The organism is Aeromicrobium sp. 50.2.37, assembly GCF_024655735.1.
In the GTDB taxonomy this organism is placed as follows: Bacteria; Actinomycetota; Actinomycetes; order Propionibacteriales; family Nocardioidaceae; genus Aeromicrobium.
Map to the genome: position 1 here is coordinate 80,490 of NZ_JANLGG010000004.1, position 14,994 is coordinate 95,483.

Sequence of the window (14,994 nt, forward strand, 5' to 3'; positions counted from 1 at the left end):
TCGTCCGGCGCCGCTCGCCTGCCGTGGGCGTGTCCCACGAGGAGGCTCGTGTGGGGCCCTGGCCTACGACCCCGAGTTCAGTTGTGCCAGGGCCGGGTGCGAGCACCCCAGGTCTGGGAGCACCGACGAGCTCGCCGCCGGTCCGGGTCGACGAGCGTCGTCGATGCTCCCAGCAGATCTGCGTGCCCCTGGTCGACGCGTGATCCTCGCCCATCTTGAGCACAGTGCGCCCGACAACGGAACACCCCGGTGAAAAGAACTTCCTGAACAGCAGAAAGAACATGGAAAAGTCAATCGTCGGCCGGTCGACCCGGACGGACGCCGATCAGGCCGAGGGCTTCCAGCGCACCGCCGAGGAGGCGTCCGACGGCTGGAGGTCGATGGTCCGGAGGCTCTCCCCCTTCGGCACGAGGTAGATGAAGCACAGCGTGGCGGAGGCGCCGGACAGGAAGCGGCCCGGCAGCGCCGACGACGGGCACGGCTCGAAGTCGCCGACCAGCTCGCTCGCCGGGTACACCGTCTCGGCACTGGAGTGCGCCAGCACGGGCAGGGACGACCCACCCAGACCGGCCGGCCCCTCGTTGCGGACGGTGAGGTCCACGTAGTAGGGCGTCGCGGTCGAGCTCTGCTCGTCGAGGCTGAAGAACCGGAAGTCCTTGAGCGTGCCCTTGCGCACCTCGTCGACGATCACGGTGACCGCGCTCGCCGCACCGTCGCCGAGATCCAGGACGACCGTCGCGGGCTTGCCGAGGGCGAGGGACGTGCCCGGCTGGGTGAGCGTGACGCCGGCCGGGACGTCGAAGCCCTTCGGCGTGGGCACCGGCGGTGTCTCGTCCGCGGACGAGCAGGCGGCGGCCAGCGCCAGGACCAGGACGGAGGCGGCGACGGGACCGGTGCGCGTGCTCACGGGACGATTGTGGCCCTGGCGGGGATCAGCACCCGGGCAGGCGCGCCGCGAGCCACTCGCGCACCTGGGTGAGACCCACCCGCTCCTGCTGCATCGTGTCACGGTCACGGATCGTGACGGCCTGGTCGTCGAGGGTGTCGAAGTCGACCGTGATGCAGAACGGCGTGCCGATCTCGTCCTGGCGGCGGTACCGCTTGCCGATCGCGGCGGCGTCGTCGAACTCCACGTTCCAGAAGCCGCGCAGCTCCTCGGCCAGCCCGCGGGCGGTGGGCGACAGCTGCTCGTTGCGCGACAGCGGGAGCACCGCGGCCTTGGCCGGGGCGAGCCGCGGGTCGAGGCGCAGCACCGTGCGCTTGTCCACGCCACCCTTCGTGTTGGGGGCCTCGTCCTCGGCGTAGGCGTCGACGAGGAAGGCCATCATCGAGCGGTTGACGCCGGCCGCGGGCTCGATCACGTACGGCGTGTAGCGCTCGCCCGTGGCCTGGTCGAAGTACGACAGGTCCTTGCCGGAGTGCTCGCTGTGCGTCCGCAGGTCGAAGTCGGTGCGGTTGGCCACACCCTCCAGCTCGCCCCACTCCGAGCCCTGGAAGCGGAAGCGGTACTCGATGTCGACGGTGCGCTTGGAGTAGTGCGAGAGCTTCTCGGCGGGGTGCTCGTAGAAGCGCAGGTTCTCGGGATCCACGCCGAGGCCGGTGTACCAGCCCATGCGCGTCTCGAGCCAGCGCTCGTGCCACTCCTCGTCCGTCCCGGGCTCGACGAAGAACTCCATCTCCATCTGCTCGAACTCGCGGGTGCGGAAGATGAAGTTGCCCGGTGTGATCTCGTTGCGGAAGCTCTTGCCGATCTGCCCGATGCCGAACGGCGGCTTCTTGCGCGAGGTGGTCATGACCTGCGCGAAGTTCACGAAGATGCCCTGCGCGGTCTCCGGACGCAGGTAGTGCAGGCCCTCCTCGGACTCCACCGGACCGAGGTAGGTCTTGAGCAGGCCGTTGAACATGCGCGGCTCGGTCCACTGGCCCTTGGTGCCGCAGTTGGCGCACACGAGGTCGCTCATGGACACGGCGTCGGGGTCGGCCAGACCCTTCTTCTCCGCGTAGGCCTCCTGCAGGTGGTCCTGGCGGTACCGGCGGTGGCACGAGAGGCACTCGACGAGCGGGTCGACGAACGCGGCGAGGTGGCCCGAAGCCTCCCAGACGGACGTGGGAAGGATGACCGAGGAGTCGAGGCCGACGACGTCGTCACGGCCCTGCACCATCGAGCGCCACCACTGACGCTTGATGTTCTCCTTGAGCTCGGTGCCGAGCGGCCCGTAGTCCCAGGCCGACTTCGTGCCGCCGTAGATCTCGCCGCACTGGTAGACGAATCCCCGGCGCTTGCAGAGGGAGATGACGGTGTCGATGAGGCTCGTGGCCATGGTGAGGCGCTCCGTTCCGGCTGGGTGTCGGCGGGCCGTGCGTGCGTCCGTGGTCGCGCGCGCCCGAGTGGGCCTCAGCGTACCCACGCCGGTTGTGACGGGGTCGACACGGTGACGATTTGACAATCGTTCCCGCGACTCTTGAGAATCGTTCCCATGACGTTCTCCCTCGTGCGCCCCGCCGTCCTGCTGTCGTCCTGTGCTCTCGTGCTGGCCGGGTGCGGCAGCTCCGGAGGGAGCACCGACGACGTCTCGGTCGTCACGTCGTTCTACCCCGTCCAGTTCGTCACCGAGCGCGTCGCCGGTGACCGCGCCGAGGTCACCAACCTGACCGCCCCCGGTGGGGAGCCGCACGACCTGGAGCTGAGCCCGCGGCAGGTCGCCGCGGTGCAGGACGCCGACCTGGTCGTCTACCAGAGCCAGTTCCAGACGGCGGTCGACGAGGCCGTCGAGCAGGCCGACCGCGCCGCGGGCACCACCGTCGACTCCGCCGAGGGCGTGACGCTCATCGAGGAGTCCGAGGAGGAGGGAGAGGACCACTCCCACGAGGACGGTGACGAGCACGCGCACGAGGAGGGCGACGAGCACGAGGGGCACGACCACGGGCACGACCACGGCGGGGTCGACCCGCACCTGTGGCTCGACCCGACCAACCTCGTCCCGGTCACCGAGCACGTGCGCGACGCGCTGGTCGAGATCGACCCCGACCACGCCGACGAGTACCGCGCCAACGCCGCCGCGCTCGTCGAGGACCTGACGACCCTCGACGAGGACCTGACGACCGGGCTCGCCGACTGCAAGGTCCGTGACATCGTGACGAGCCACGCCGCCTTCGCCTACCTCGCCCAGGCCTACGACCTGACGCAGATCCCGATCGCCGGCATCGACCCCGGCACGGAGCCGTCCGCCGCCCAGCTCGCCACGATCTCGGACCTGGTCAGGACCGACGGCATCACCACCGTCTTCACCGAGACGCTCGTGAGCCCTGCCGTGGCGAACACCGTGGCCCGCGAAGCCGGGGTCGAGACGGCTACGCTCGACCCGATCGAGGGACTCACCAAGGCGACGTCCGACGAGGACTACCTCTCGATCATGCGCACCAACCTCGCCACCCTGCAGAAGGCCAACGACTGCTCATGACACACCCTCCGCTCCTGATGCGTGGCGTCGACGTCACGCTCGGCGGGGACCCGGTGCTGCGCCACGTCGACCTGGAGGTCGCGCAGGGTGAGTTCGTCACGCTGCTGGGCTCCAACGGCTCGGGCAAGTCGACCCTCGTCCGCGCCGCCGTCGGGCTCGTGCCGGCGACCGGCACCATCGAGCTGTTCGGCGAGCCCCTCGACGGGTTCCACGGCTGGCAGCGCATCGGCTACGTGCCCCAGCGGTCGGCGGCCGTGGCGGGTGTCCCCGCCACCGTCCGCGAGGTCGTCGCGAGCGGTCGGCTGTCGCGCCGTCCCCGGTTCGGACTCCCCCGTCGTACCGACCGGGAGGCCGTGACGACGGCGCTCGAGAGCGTCGGACTCGCCCACCGTGCCGGGTCCCCGCTCGTGGAGCTCTCCGGCGGGCAGCAGCAGCGGGTCTCGATCGCCCGGGCGCTCGCCGGTGAGCCCGACCTCCTGGTCATGGACGAGCCCACCGCAGGCGTCGACGCCCACCACACGCAGGACCTCGCGGGGCTGCTGGCCGACCTCGCCGCCGACGGCACCACCGTGCTGCTGGTGGCCCACGAGCTGGGCCCGATGCTCCCCCTGATCGACCGAGCCGTCGTCCTCGACCACGGCCGAGTCGTCCACGACGGACCCGTCGACGACCACGTAGCGGGGGCCCACCAGGAGCACCACGGCGACGCCCACCCGCACTCCGCCCAGCCCGGTCGCCTCCGGCCGCTCCCCGAGGAAGGGGTGTGGTGATGCTCCAGATCCTCGACTACGAGTTCATGCGGCTGGCGATCGTCGCCGCCGTCTTCACCGGCCTGGCCGCTCCCGCCATCGGCACCTACATGGTGCAGCGACGCCTCGCGCTGCTCGGCGACGGCCTCGGCCACGTGGCGCTCACGGGCGTGGCGATCGGCCTGCTCACCGGCACCGCGCCACTCCTGACCGCCCTCGTCGTGGCGGTGCTGGGGGCCGTGCTCATCGAGGTGCTGCGCACGTTCACCCGCACGAGCGGCGACGTCGCCCTGGCGATGCTCTTCTACGGCGGCATCGCCGGAGGCGTGCTGCTGATCGGCCTCGCCGGCGAGGGTGCCGCCACGCTGAACCGGTACCTCTTCGGCTCCATCACGACGGTCACGCCGTCCGACGTCACCATCGTCTCGGTGCTGGGCGTCGTCGTGGTGGCCCTGTGCCTTCTCCTCGCGCCCCAGCTGTTCGCGGTCTGCCAGGACGAGGAGCACGCCCGCGTGTGCGGTGTTCCCGTGCGGCTGTACGGCGTGCTCATCGCGGTGCTCGCCGCGGCGACCATCACGGTCGCCATGCGCACCGTCGGGCTGCTCCTGGTCTCGGCCCTAATGGTGGTGCCGGTGGCCGCAGCGCAGCAGGTCAGCCGGAGCTTCCGCTCCACGCACCTGGCTGCGATGGCCATCGGACTGGTCACCGCGGTCTCCGGCGTGGTCGTCAGCTTCGAGGCCGACACCGCGCCCGGCCCGACGATCGTGCTTCTCGCCCTCGTGGCGTTCGCCCTCGCCGCGGTCCTGCGGGGAGTGTCCGTCGGGCTCCGGCGCCGGTCGGTACGCTCGCCCTGAGGAGGACCATGGTCGACGTACGCAACACCAGGCAGCGCCGCGCCGTCAGCGCGGTGCTCGACGAGCTGGAGGGATTCGCCAGCGCCCAGCAGATCCACGGCGAGCTGGGCCAGCGTGGCGAGAAGGTCGGCCTGTCCACGGTGTACCGCAACCTCCAGGCCCTGGTCGACGCCGAGCAGGTCGACGCCCTGCGTGGCAACGACGGCGAGGTGCTCTACCGCCGCTGCGAGGCCGGTGACCACCATCACCACCTGGTCTGCCGCTCGTGCGGTCGCGCCGTCGAGGTGGCCGGCCCCGCGGTCGAGTCGTGGGCCACCAAGGTGGCGTCGGAGAACGGCTTCACCGACGTCGAGCACACGCTGGAGATCTTCGGCACCTGCGTCGACTGCTCACGGTGACCACGTTCCCCAGCACGACGCTCCCTGCCACGACGCTGCCTCCGGAGCGATGGCAGCCCCTCGCACTGGCCCACCGCGAGCGAGCTCGTCGTTGGACCGCGCCGCACCTGCTGCGACGCGAACGGCGTGAGCCGCACCCCGTGGTGGACTTCCTGTTCGAGTACTACAACCTCTCCCCCGGCCAGCTCGAGCGCTGGCACCCCGGACTCGGCACCGGACTCCTCCACGCCCCGTCGCACGCCGGCCTCGGCGCCTACGTCACCCACGAGGGGGTGACGACCGTGGACGCGCAGCGCCTGACGTCGCGCGCGGTCGGGCTGCGCTGGACCCGCTCCCTGCTGGCGGCCACCCTCGACCGACCGGCTCGGTGGGGCTGCTTCGGGCTCCACGAGTGGGCCATGGTCTACCGCGCCGAGCAGCCGCGCCACGACCTCCCGCTGCGCCTCGGCCGCTCCGGCACCGACGCGGTCGTGGAGTCCCACCCCCTCGCGTGCACCCACGTCGACGCGTTTCGCTTCTTCACGCCGCAGGCTGCTCCGCTGAACGCCCAGCACCTCGGTCGCGAGCACCAGCTCGACCAGGAGCAGCCGGGCTGCCTCCACGCCAACATGGACCTGTACCGCATCGCCTTCCGGCTGCTGCCGTTCGTGGAGTCGACGGTGGTGCTCGACGCCTTCGAGCTGGCCCTCGAGATCCGCGCGGTCGACATGCAGGCCTCTCCCTACGACGTGAGCGCCTTCGGGCTGGAGCCGATCGCGATCGAGACTCCCGAGGGCAAGGCGGAGTACGTGCGGCGTCAACGGGCGGTCGCCGACCGGGCCGAGCCACTGCGCCGGACCCTGCTCGACCACGTCGACCGACTCCTCGCCCACCCCGCGCTCGACGCTCCGGGCCAGGAGCCGCCACCCCCGCCGTCGAATCCCCCGCCGTCGCGGATCGACGGTCCTCGCCGGTACTAGGCTCATCGGGTGGCCGACCTCCCCATCATCCGCGCCGGTGACGCCCTGACCGCCGCGGAGGTCTACGCGATCTGGAAGATCCGTGACGCCGTCTTCGCGGTGGAGCAGCAGTGCGACGAGCCCGACGTCGACGGCATCGACCTGCTCCCGACGTGCACCCACCTCTGGTACGCCGACGAGGCCGGACCCACCAGCTACCTGCGGACCTACGTCACCGACGCTGGCGTGCGCAAGGTCGGCCGCGTGGCCACGCGCTCCGACAGCCGCGGGCAAGGCCTGTCGAGCCGGCTCCTGCGCGAGGTGCTCGACCGGTGGGGCGACGCCGAGATCCGGCTCGGCGCCCAGGCGTACCTGCACGACTGGTACGCCGGCTTCGGCTTCGAACGGTGCGGCGAGAACTTCCTCGAGGCCGGGATCGACCACGTCCCGATGCGCCGCGCGCCGGGTACGTGACGCTCAGCCCACGACCGTGGAGTCGGCCACGACCGCGTCGAGCGCCTCACGCAGGTCGGCGCGCACACCGTCGGCGTACTGACGAACGGCCGCGCGCGCCGCGGTGTACTGCTCGGCGTACTGGAAGCTCCCACCCTGCCCGGCGTCGAGGCGGGCGGCGAGCCGTTCGGCCTCGGTGACCACGTGCTGCAAGGCGGCGCGCACGGCGTCGCGAGCGGGCGTGGCGGCCTCCGGCGCGTCCGTGGACTCGAACGTGGCGAGGGCCGAGCGCATCGGCGGCAGCAGCTGCGTCCGCAGCGGATCGCCACTCGTGACCACGGTCGGCGGCGCGAGCTCGGCCGGGTTCAGGTCGAGGGCACGGTTCGCGGCCAGCACGAAGGCCCGGGCGTCGACGGAGACGTCGACCACGTCGCCCAGCCGTTGCCACGACTCGCGCAGGGTCACCACGTCCTGGCGCGCTGCGGCGTAGGCGCTCGACCCCGACTCGCCGCGCTCGGGTGCCGACGCCAGCTCCGGCAGGTCGTCACCGCGCGCCTCGATCACCTCGGCGACGTCGGTCGGATCGGCCGCGTCGACGGCCTCCAGGTCCTTCACGAGCGCGGCACGGAAGCCGGCCGCCTCGCCGGCGTACTTCTGGGCGACGTCGTCGGCCCGCTCCACGTCCGCCTGACGTGCCCGGGCGTCGACCACGACGAACCCACCGATCACCAGCCCGAGGACGAGCGTCGGCGCGAGGACCAGCGCGAGGAGGCGGCCCCGGGTCACGCCGCTCGCTCCTCAGGCACTGCCGACCGGGACACCGTGGCGGCGCAGCCCGTACGTGAGAGCGTCGACCATGGCCTCCCACGAGGCCTCGATCATGTTGGCTCCCACGCCCACCGTGACCCAGGAGTCCTGACCGTCGGACGTCTCGATGAGCACCCGTGTGACGGCGTCGGTCCCGTGGCCCTGGTCGAGGATGCGCACCCGGAAGTCGATGAGGTGGAACCGCGCGACGTCGGGGTAGAGCCGCTCGATGGCCTGGCGCAGGGCGTGGTCGAGGGCGTTCACCGGGCCGTTGCCCTCACCGATGACGGCCAGCCGCTGTCCGGCCGCGCGGAGCTTGACGGTCGCCTCCGTGCCCCGGGCCGACTCGGCCAGCACGCGCCAGGACTCGACGTCGAAGTAGGAGGGGCGGCCGCCCTCCATCTCCTCGGCGAGGAGCAGCTCGAAGGACGCGTCGGCGGCCTCGAACGTGTAGCCCTGCTGCTCCATCGCCTTGACCCGGTCGGTGACCCGCGCGAGCCGGCCGGCGTCGGCAGCCACGTCGTAGCCGAGCTCGCGACCCTTGAGCTCGATGGTGGCTCGGCCGGCCATCTCCGAGACCAGGAGGCGCATGTCGTTGCCGACCAGCGCCGGGTCGATGTGTTGGTACAGGTCGGGGTCGACCCGGATGGCGCTGGCGTGCAGGCCCGCCTTGTGCGCGAACGACGAGACCCCGGTGTAGGGCTGACGCGCCGACGGCGGGTAGTTGGTGATCTCCGCGACGGCATGGGCGATGCGCGTGGCGTCGGCGAGCGCGCCGTCGGGCAGCACGCTCATGCCGAGCTTCAGCTCGAGGTTGGCCACGGACGTGACGAGGTCGGCGTTGCCGGTGCGCTCGCCGTAGCCGTTGATGCAGCCCTGAAGGTGCGTGGCACCGGCTCGCACGGCCGCCATCGAGTTCGCGACGGCACAGCCCGTGTCGTTGTGCGCATGGATGCCCAGACGCGCCCCGACCCCGAGCGCGTCGGCCACGACCTCCTCCACCTGGTGGGGAAGCATGCCGCCGTTCGTGTCGCAGAGCACCACCACGTCGGCCCCGGCGGCCGCCGCCTCGGCGACGACCTGCAGCGCGTAGTCGCGGTTCGCCGCGTACCCGTCGAAGAAGTGCTCGCAGTCGACGAAGACCCGCTGCCCCTCGGCGCGCAGGTGGGCCACGGTGTCGCGCACCATGGCGAGGTTCTCCTCGAGGGTGGTGCGCAGGGCCAGCTCGACGTGCCGGTCGTGGCTCTTGGCCACGAGCGTGACCACGGAGGCTCCCGAGTCCCGGAGAGCGGCGACGAGCGGGTCGTCGGCGGCGGCAACGCCGGCGCGGCGCGTGGCGCCGAACGCGGTGAGCGTGGCGTTCTGCAGCTCGAGCTCCTTCGCGGCCAGCGCGAAGAACTCCGTGTCCTTCGGGTTCGAGCCCGGCCAACCGCCCTCGATGAACCCCACCCCGAGGTCGTCGAGGTGGCGCGCCACGTGCATCTTGTCCTGCACGGAGAGGTTGAGACCCTCCTGCTGGGCACCGTCGCGCATCGTGGTGTCGTAGACGTGGAACTCGTCGCTGATCACACGCGCCAGTCTAGTCGGCGCCCGACCTAGGATGGACGGCTATGACCTCTCGACCCGTGCCGGTGCCCACCACGTGCGAGTGGATGTATGCGGTGATGACGCCGGAGCCCCTCGAGCACGAGGACCACCTGCCCCTCCCGAACGCGGCGCTCCTGCGCGCGCACGGGACCTCGCAGGTCGGCCTCGCCCGCCTCGAGCGGTGCCCCCACCAGGTCGTGCTGCAGAGCCAGGCACCGGTCGAGACCGCCGCCGCCGCCGCGCGCGACGCCCGCATCCAGGCCCTCGAGATGGCCGCCCGGCACGACGGTGTGGTGGTGGAGCTGCTGACGCCGCGCGTGGTGGAGCTGACGAGCGAGCAGGTCTCCCTCGCGCACGCAGCCCAGTGGTACGTGCTGGACCACGCGGCTCTGCTCGACGGTGACCTCGTGACCGACGGACTGGCCCAGTTCGGCCTACCGGAGGTCCGCGTGCGCGGCACCGTGCCCGACGGACGCGGCGCGGAGCACCGCATCGACCGGGCGATGTCGAGCGCGGTGCTCGCCGGGCTCGTGCACCGGCTGATCGCGGAGTGGCCGGCGCAGGACCCCGTCGGAGAGGCCACGATCACGCTGAGCGACATCGCGTTCGGCCTGGGCGACCCGCAGGCGGACGTGACCCCACGCGACCGGGGCATCCGGATCTCCATCGACTACGTCCCCGACGACCACGTCCTGGGCGTCGAGCTGCTCGAGGACCCCGCGACCACGTTGTTCGTGTAGGTCGATCGCCCGCTGCGGTGCCTGCGGGATCGTGGACCCGCTGCGCTGCCTGCGGGGGCTTCGGCTCGCTGCTGCGCTGCTTGCGGGGACTTCGGTTCGCTGCTGCGCTTCTTCGGCTCACGCCGGGGTCGGCCTCCGAGAGGGCCTCGACCGGGCGGCTGGCGCGGGAGGCGGTCCGGGTTCTCGGACTGTGGCGCGTGCTGGGGTGGACGCACGATTCTTCGTTTGCGCGTGGGGGACGCAGGATTCTGCGTTCGCGCGTGGGGGACGCAGGATTCTGCTTTCGTGCGCGGGAGGTCGAACGCTTCTGCGTTCGTGTCGGGATCCGGTCGTGAACGCAGCATCGTTCGGGCCTGTGCACGTGAACGCAGCATCGTGGCCGCCTGCTGCGCGGGGTGGCAGGGATTCTTCCTTCTCGTGGACCGGTCCACGAGAAGGAAGAATCCCTGACCCTGCGCCCTCGTCATCGGTGGATCCTCAACTTCTGCGGGGCGTCTGCGGTGGAGGATCCACCGATGGCACGCACGAACGAAGAATCTTGCGCCGATCACGCGCAAAAGAAGAATCGTGCGTCACCCCCAGCACCAGACCGGACCCCGCAACGCCGGACCAGCACCCACCCAGCCGCCCGGTCGAGGCCCTTTCGGAGGCCGACCCCGGCGTGAGCCGAGGCAGCGCGACGGCAGGTCCACGACGACCGCAGGCAGCACACCCGCAGGACGTCGGTCAGGCGCGAGGCGTCAGGTTGGCAAGCACCTCGGGCTGCAGGATCGCGTGCAGCTGCTCCGGCGGGAGCAGCTTCTTCTCCAGCACCAGCTCGGCCACGCCGCGGCCAGTCGCCAGCGCCTCCATCGCGACCTCGGTGGCCGCGGCGTACCCGATGAACGGGTTGAGGGCGGTGACGAGGCCGATCGAGTTCTCGACCTCCTGGCGCAGCAGCTCCTCGTTGGCGGTGATCCCGTCGACGCAGCGACGCGCGAGCACCAGCATGGCCTCGCGCATGCGGTAGATGCCCGACGACAGGGAGTAGCAGATGACCGGCTCGAAGGCGTTGAGCTGCAGCTGACCACCCTCGGCCGCCATCGTGACCGTGACGTCCATGCCGATGACCTGGAACGCCACCTGGTTGACCACCTCGGGGATCACCGGATTCACCTTGCCGGGCATGATGCTCGAGCCGGCCTGCACCGCCGGCAGGTTGATCTCGTTGAGACCCGCTCGCGGACCCGACGAGAGCAGGCGCAGGTCGTTGCAGATCTTGCTGATCTTCACCGCGACCCGCTTGAGCACGCCCGACAGCTGGACGAACGCGCCGCAGTCCTGCGTGGCCTCGATGAGGTCGACGGCGCTCACGAGCGGCAGCCCGGTCATGCGCGCCAGGTGCTCGCAGGCGATGGGCACGTAGCCGACCGGCGCATTGAGCTGGGTGCCGATCGCCGTGGCACCGAGGTTGATCTCGTGCAGCATCGCCACCGCCTCGGTGAGGCGGCTGTGGTCCTCGCCGAGCATCACCGCGTAGGTGGAGAACTCCTGGCCGAGCGTCATCGGGACCGCGTCCTGCAGCTGGGTGCGACCCATCTTCAGCACCCCGCGGAACTCCTCGGCCTTCGCGGCGAACGACGCCTGCAGCACCAGCATCGCGTCGAGCAGGGAGTGGGTCGCCAGGATGATCGCGATCTTGACGGCCGTCGGGTACACGTCGTTGGTGGACTGGCTCAGGTTGACGTGCTCGTTGGGGTGGATCCGGGCGTAGTCACCCTTGGTGTGGCCCAGGATCTCGAGCGCGCGGTTGGCGATGACCTCGTTGGCGTTCATGTTCGTGGACGTGCCCGCGCCACCTTGCATGACGTCGACGACGAACTGGTCGTGCAGCTCCCCTGCCCTGATCTCCTCGCACGCCTGCTCGATGGCACGGAAGCGCTCGTCGTCGAGCAGCCCGAGCTGGTGGTTGGTGGTCGCGGCGGCCTGCTTGACCGCCGCGAGCGCCTCGATCAGGAACGGGCTCTGGCCGATCGGGATGCCGGTGATCGGGAAGTTCTCGGTGGCACGCAGCGTGTGGACGCCCCAGTAGGCGTCGACGGGGACGTCGCGGTCGCCGATGAGGTCGTGCTCGCGTCGCGTGGTGCCGTCCGGTGCCGCCGGCTGCTCCGCAGCCCGGCTGGTCGAGAGCGTCATGTCGTCCTTCCGTCGCAGGGACGGGCCGAGGGTGGGGTCCGCCGCTGGTTCTCGTGGGTCACGTCGCGGGATCGCCGCAGGTGACCGTGGTCACACCCATCTCATCACACGAGCATCCCACGGACGGTCGACCCGCCCACAGGTCCGAGCGCAGGGAGGACAGGCGCCCGCGCGGAGCGCGGCGGCGACGCAGTCGCCGGGACGGGGAGCGCTAGCGAGCCGTGCGCCGCATCCAGCCGTGCCGGTCCTCGGCGCGGCCGTACTGCACGTCGACGAGGGCGGAGCGGATGTCGAGGGTGACCTTGCCGGCCCCGCCATCGCCGGCGACCGCCTCGCCGCCGTCCCACTTGAGCACGCCCACGGGCGTGACGACGGCCGCGGTGCCGCACGCGAAGACCTCGGTGATGGTGCCGTCGGCGGTGCCCTCGCGCCACTCCTCGATGCTCACCCGGCGCTCGACGACCTCGTGGCCGAGGTCGCGGGCGATCTGGAGGATCGAGTCGCGGGTGATGCCCTCGAGGATCGAGCCCGAGAGCTCGGGGGTGACGATCGACCCGTCGGACTGGACGAAGTACAGGTTCATCCCTCCGAGCTCCTCGACCCAGCGGTGCTCGACCGAGTCCAGGAAGGCGACCTGCTGGCAACCGTGCGCGGTGGCCTCCTGCTGCGGGAGCAGGCTCGCGGCGTAGTTGCCGCCGCACTTGGCCGCGCCCGTGCCGCCCGCACCGGCGCGCGAGTACTCCGAGGACAGCCAGATGGAGACCGGCTCGACCCCGCCGGGGAAGTACGCACCGGCCGGTGAGGCGATGACGCAGTACGTGACGTGCTGGCTCGGACGGACCCCGAGGAAGACCTCGGAGGCGAACATGAACGGACGCAGGTACAGGCTCGTCTCGCCACCCTGGGGCACCCAGCCGCGGTCGGCCTCGACCAGCGCGCTGATGGAGCCGAGGAACCAGTCCTCGGGCAGCTGGGGCAGCGCGAGCCGGTGCGCCGAGCGCTGGAGCCGCGCCGCGTTCTGCTCGGGGCGGAACACCCGGATCGAGCCGTCGGCCCACGCGTAGGCCTTGAGCCCCTCGAAGATCTCCTGCGCGTAGTGAAGGACCGCGGTCGCGGGGTCGAGCTGCAGCGGACCGTAGGGCACGACGCGCGCGTCGTGCCAGCCGGCCTCGGGCGTCCACTCGGTGAGGAACATGTGGTCGGTGAAGTGGTTGCCGAAGCCCGGCGAGGCGAGGATCGCCTCCCGTTCGGCGTCCGTCCGGGCAGCCTGGTTGAGCTCGAGGGTGCTGGCGAACGGTGCGGTGGTCATGCTGGACACGGTAGTCCTTCCGGGGTCGAGGGGGCACGGCCCCTCGGGGGCCCCGTGGGGTCCCCGACGGGGCTCGCGGTGGGGGTCAGCCCACCGCTACGCCCTCGGCCGCTGCCGCGCTGGCGCGCGCGGCGATGGCCTCCCCCACCTCCTCGGTGCTGCGCGGGGCGGCGTCGTGGGCGCCCGCCCCACGAGCAGCGATGTCGGCCTCGACGGCCTGGCTGATCTGGTGGGCGGCCTCGGGGTGGCCGAGGTGCTCGAGCAGCAGCGCGCCCGACAGGATGGCCGCCGTCGGGTCGGCCTTGGACTGACCCGCGATGTCGGGCGCGGACCCGTGCACCGGCTCGAACATGCTCGGAGCCGTGCGGTCGGGGTTCACGTTGCCGCTCGCCGCCAGGCCGATGCCACCGGTGACCGCGGCCGCGAGGTCGGTGAGGATGTCGCCGAACAGGTTGTCGGTGACGATCACGTCGAAGCGCCCCGGGTCGGTCACGAGGAAGATCGTGGCGGCGTCGACGTGCAGGTAGTCGACGCTCACCTCCGGGAACTCCTGGCCGACGGCGTCGACGGTGCGGCTCCAGAGGTGACCGGCGTGCACGAGCACGTTGTTCTTGTGCACGAGCGTGAGCTTCTTGCGCGGACGCGCCTGTGCTCGGGCGAACGCGTCGCGCACCACACGCTCCACGCCGAAGGCGGTGTTCACGCTCACCTCGGTCGCCAGCTCGTGCGGCGTGCCCACGCGGATGGCCCCGCCGTTGCCGACGTACGGCCCCTCGGTCCCCTCGCGCACGACCACGAAGTCGATCGGCCCGCGGTCGGTGACCTGGGGTCCGAGCGGCGTGGGGACGCCGGGGTACAGCGTGCTGGGCCGCAGGTTGACGTAGTGGTCGAGCTCGAAGCGCAGCCGCAGCAGCAGTCCTCGCTCGAGCACGCCCGACGGGACGCTCGGATCGCCCACGGCGCCGAGCAGGATCGCGTCGTGGCCGCGGATCTCCTCCAGCACCGTGTCCGGGAGGGTCTCTCCGGTGGCGTGGTAGCGGCGCGCACCCAGGTCGTACTCGACCGTGTCGAACGACAGGTCGTGCTGGGCCGCCACGGCGCCCAGCACCGTGAGGGCCTGCGTGGTGACTTCGGGACCGATGCCGTCGCCGGGGACGACGGCGAGCGAGTAGGAGCGCGTCATGGCCTCATCCTAGAAGCCGCGTCTCATGATCTGAAACCGCGGTCCCAGAGAATGGACGTCGCGGGGCCGTCATCAGTTGTCGTCGGGACGCTCGGACGGCTCGGCGGCGGGGGTCACGGCGTCGTCGCGCAGGTGGGCGGGTCCCCACTCGATCGGGTAGCTGTTCATGGTCTCTCCTGAGGTCGTGCTGAATCGGACGGACGGGTTCCATCGGGACGATGGGCGGGTCCGGCACCGGTCCGACTGCTCCACGGGCGACGACATCCGAGGGTGATCGGATGGATCAGGAGAGGGAATCAGGTCGTGATCCCCGTGCGAGGCGATTCAAGCCTGCGGCGGA

At 71.3% G+C, this 14,994-nt stretch carries 14 protein-coding genes; 7 read left to right on the forward strand and 7 right to left on the reverse strand.

Annotation, left to right across the window (positions count from 1 at the left end):
- Nucleotides 1-325: 325 nt before the first annotated feature.
- Nucleotides 326-907, reverse strand: coding sequence for a hypothetical protein (locus NUV38_RS03590; RefSeq protein WP_257727794.1), 582 nt, complete (start codon nt 905-907; stop codon nt 326-328).
- A gap of 25 nt (nt 908-932) precedes the next feature.
- Complete coding sequence (locus tag NUV38_RS03595) at nt 933-2,321, reverse strand: glycine--tRNA ligase (RefSeq protein WP_257727795.1); 1,389 nt, start codon at nt 2,319-2,321, stop codon at nt 933-935.
- A gap of 156 nt (nt 2,322-2,477) precedes the next feature.
- Here NUV38_RS03595 and NUV38_RS03600 point away from each other — a divergent pair, with 156 nt between their 5' ends.
- The 6 genes from NUV38_RS03600 to NUV38_RS03625 are packed head-to-tail and all read left to right on the forward strand — an operon-like array spanning nt 2,478 to nt 6,874.
- A complete protein-coding gene (locus NUV38_RS03600; protein WP_257727796.1) occupies nt 2,478-3,461 on the forward strand; it encodes a metal ABC transporter substrate-binding protein in 984 nt (327 codons plus the stop codon).
- Nucleotides 3,458-4,231 carry a metal ABC transporter ATP-binding protein gene (locus tag NUV38_RS03605; protein ID WP_257727797.1) on the forward strand — a complete coding sequence of 258 codons (774 nt, stop codon included), beginning with the start codon at nt 3,458-3,460 and terminating at the stop codon, nt 4,229-4,231. Before NUV38_RS03600 ends, NUV38_RS03605 begins: the two co-directional genes overlap by 4 nt.
- Entirely contained in the window at nt 4,231-5,064 is an 834-nt protein-coding gene (locus NUV38_RS03610; RefSeq protein WP_257727798.1) for a metal ABC transporter permease, read from the forward strand. Before NUV38_RS03605 ends, NUV38_RS03610 begins: the two co-directional genes overlap by 1 nt.
- Nucleotides 5,065-5,072: 8 nt before the next feature.
- Complete coding sequence (locus NUV38_RS03615) at nt 5,073-5,462, forward strand: Fur family transcriptional regulator (protein WP_257727799.1); 390 nt, start codon at nt 5,073-5,075, stop codon at nt 5,460-5,462.
- Nucleotides 5,459-6,421 (forward strand): 3-methyladenine DNA glycosylase, encoded by a 963-nt coding sequence (locus tag NUV38_RS03620; protein WP_257727800.1) that lies wholly within the window; start codon nt 5,459-5,461, stop codon nt 6,419-6,421. The genes NUV38_RS03615 and NUV38_RS03620 overlap by 4 nt, the downstream gene beginning before the upstream one ends.
- A gap of 9 nt (nt 6,422-6,430) precedes the next feature.
- Nucleotides 6,431-6,874 (forward strand): GNAT family N-acetyltransferase, encoded by a 444-nt coding sequence (locus tag NUV38_RS03625; protein ID WP_257727801.1) that lies wholly within the window; start codon nt 6,431-6,433, stop codon nt 6,872-6,874.
- 3 nt (nt 6,875-6,877) lie between these two features.
- Here NUV38_RS03625 and NUV38_RS03630 read toward each other — a convergent pair whose 3' ends face one another.
- Nucleotides 6,878-7,639 carry a hypothetical protein gene (locus NUV38_RS03630; RefSeq protein WP_257727802.1) on the reverse strand — a complete coding sequence of 254 codons (762 nt, stop codon included), beginning with the start codon at nt 7,637-7,639 and terminating at the stop codon, nt 6,878-6,880.
- A gap of 12 nt (nt 7,640-7,651) precedes the next feature.
- Entirely contained in the window at nt 7,652-9,229 is a 1,578-nt protein-coding gene (gene cimA, locus NUV38_RS03635; RefSeq protein ID WP_257727803.1) for a citramalate synthase, read from the reverse strand.
- A 41-nt stretch (nt 9,230-9,270) separates the two neighbouring features.
- Between cimA and NUV38_RS03640 the strand changes: the two genes are divergently transcribed.
- Complete coding sequence (locus NUV38_RS03640; RefSeq protein WP_257727804.1) at nt 9,271-9,987, forward strand: hypothetical protein; 717 nt, start codon at nt 9,271-9,273, stop codon at nt 9,985-9,987.
- Between the two features lie 726 nt (nt 9,988-10,713).
- Here the strand turns inward: NUV38_RS03640 and NUV38_RS03645 are convergent.
- The 3 genes from NUV38_RS03645 to NUV38_RS03655 form a co-directional block, all read right to left on the reverse strand.
- Nucleotides 10,714-12,162: an aspartate ammonia-lyase gene (locus NUV38_RS03645; RefSeq protein WP_257727805.1), complete on the reverse strand. Its 1,449-nt coding sequence runs from the start codon at nt 12,160-12,162 to the stop codon at nt 10,714-10,716.
- Nucleotides 12,163-12,373: 211 nt separating this feature from the next.
- Complete coding sequence (locus NUV38_RS03650; protein WP_257727806.1) at nt 12,374-13,471, reverse strand: branched-chain amino acid aminotransferase; 1,098 nt, start codon at nt 13,469-13,471, stop codon at nt 12,374-12,376.
- Nucleotides 13,472-13,556: 85 nt separating this feature from the next.
- A complete protein-coding gene (locus NUV38_RS03655; protein WP_257727807.1) occupies nt 13,557-14,654 on the reverse strand; it encodes a 3-isopropylmalate dehydrogenase in 1,098 nt (365 codons plus the stop codon).
- Nucleotides 14,655-14,994: the final 340 nt, after the last annotated feature.

What these genes read in the sequence shown, in the direction of transcription:
- NUV38_RS03595 (WP_257727795.1), bottom strand. Translation starts at nt 2,321, where the DNA reads ATGGCCACGAGCCTCATCGACACCGTCATCTCCCTCTGCAAGCGCCGG.
- NUV38_RS03600 (WP_257727796.1), top strand. Translation starts at nt 2,478, where the DNA reads ATGACGTTCTCCCTCGTGCGCCCCGCCGTCCTGCTGTCGTCCTGTGCT.
- NUV38_RS03605 (WP_257727797.1), top strand. Translation starts at nt 3,458, where the DNA reads ATGACACACCCTCCGCTCCTGATGCGTGGCGTCGACGTCACGCTCGGC.
- NUV38_RS03610 (WP_257727798.1), top strand. Translation starts at nt 4,231, where the DNA reads ATGCTCCAGATCCTCGACTACGAGTTCATGCGGCTGGCGATCGTCGCC.
- NUV38_RS03615 (WP_257727799.1), top strand. Translation starts at nt 5,073, where the DNA reads ATGGTCGACGTACGCAACACCAGGCAGCGCCGCGCCGTCAGCGCGGTG.
- NUV38_RS03640 (WP_257727804.1), top strand. Translation starts at nt 9,271, where the DNA reads ATGACCTCTCGACCCGTGCCGGTGCCCACCACGTGCGAGTGGATGTAT.
- NUV38_RS03645 (WP_257727805.1), bottom strand. Translation starts at nt 12,162, where the DNA reads ATGACGCTCTCGACCAGCCGGGCTGCGGAGCAGCCGGCGGCACCGGAC.
- NUV38_RS03650 (WP_257727806.1), bottom strand. Translation starts at nt 13,471, where the DNA reads ATGACCACCGCACCGTTCGCCAGCACCCTCGAGCTCAACCAGGCTGCC.
- NUV38_RS03655 (WP_257727807.1), bottom strand. Translation starts at nt 14,654, where the DNA reads ATGACGCGCTCCTACTCGCTCGCCGTCGTCCCCGGCGACGGCATCGGT.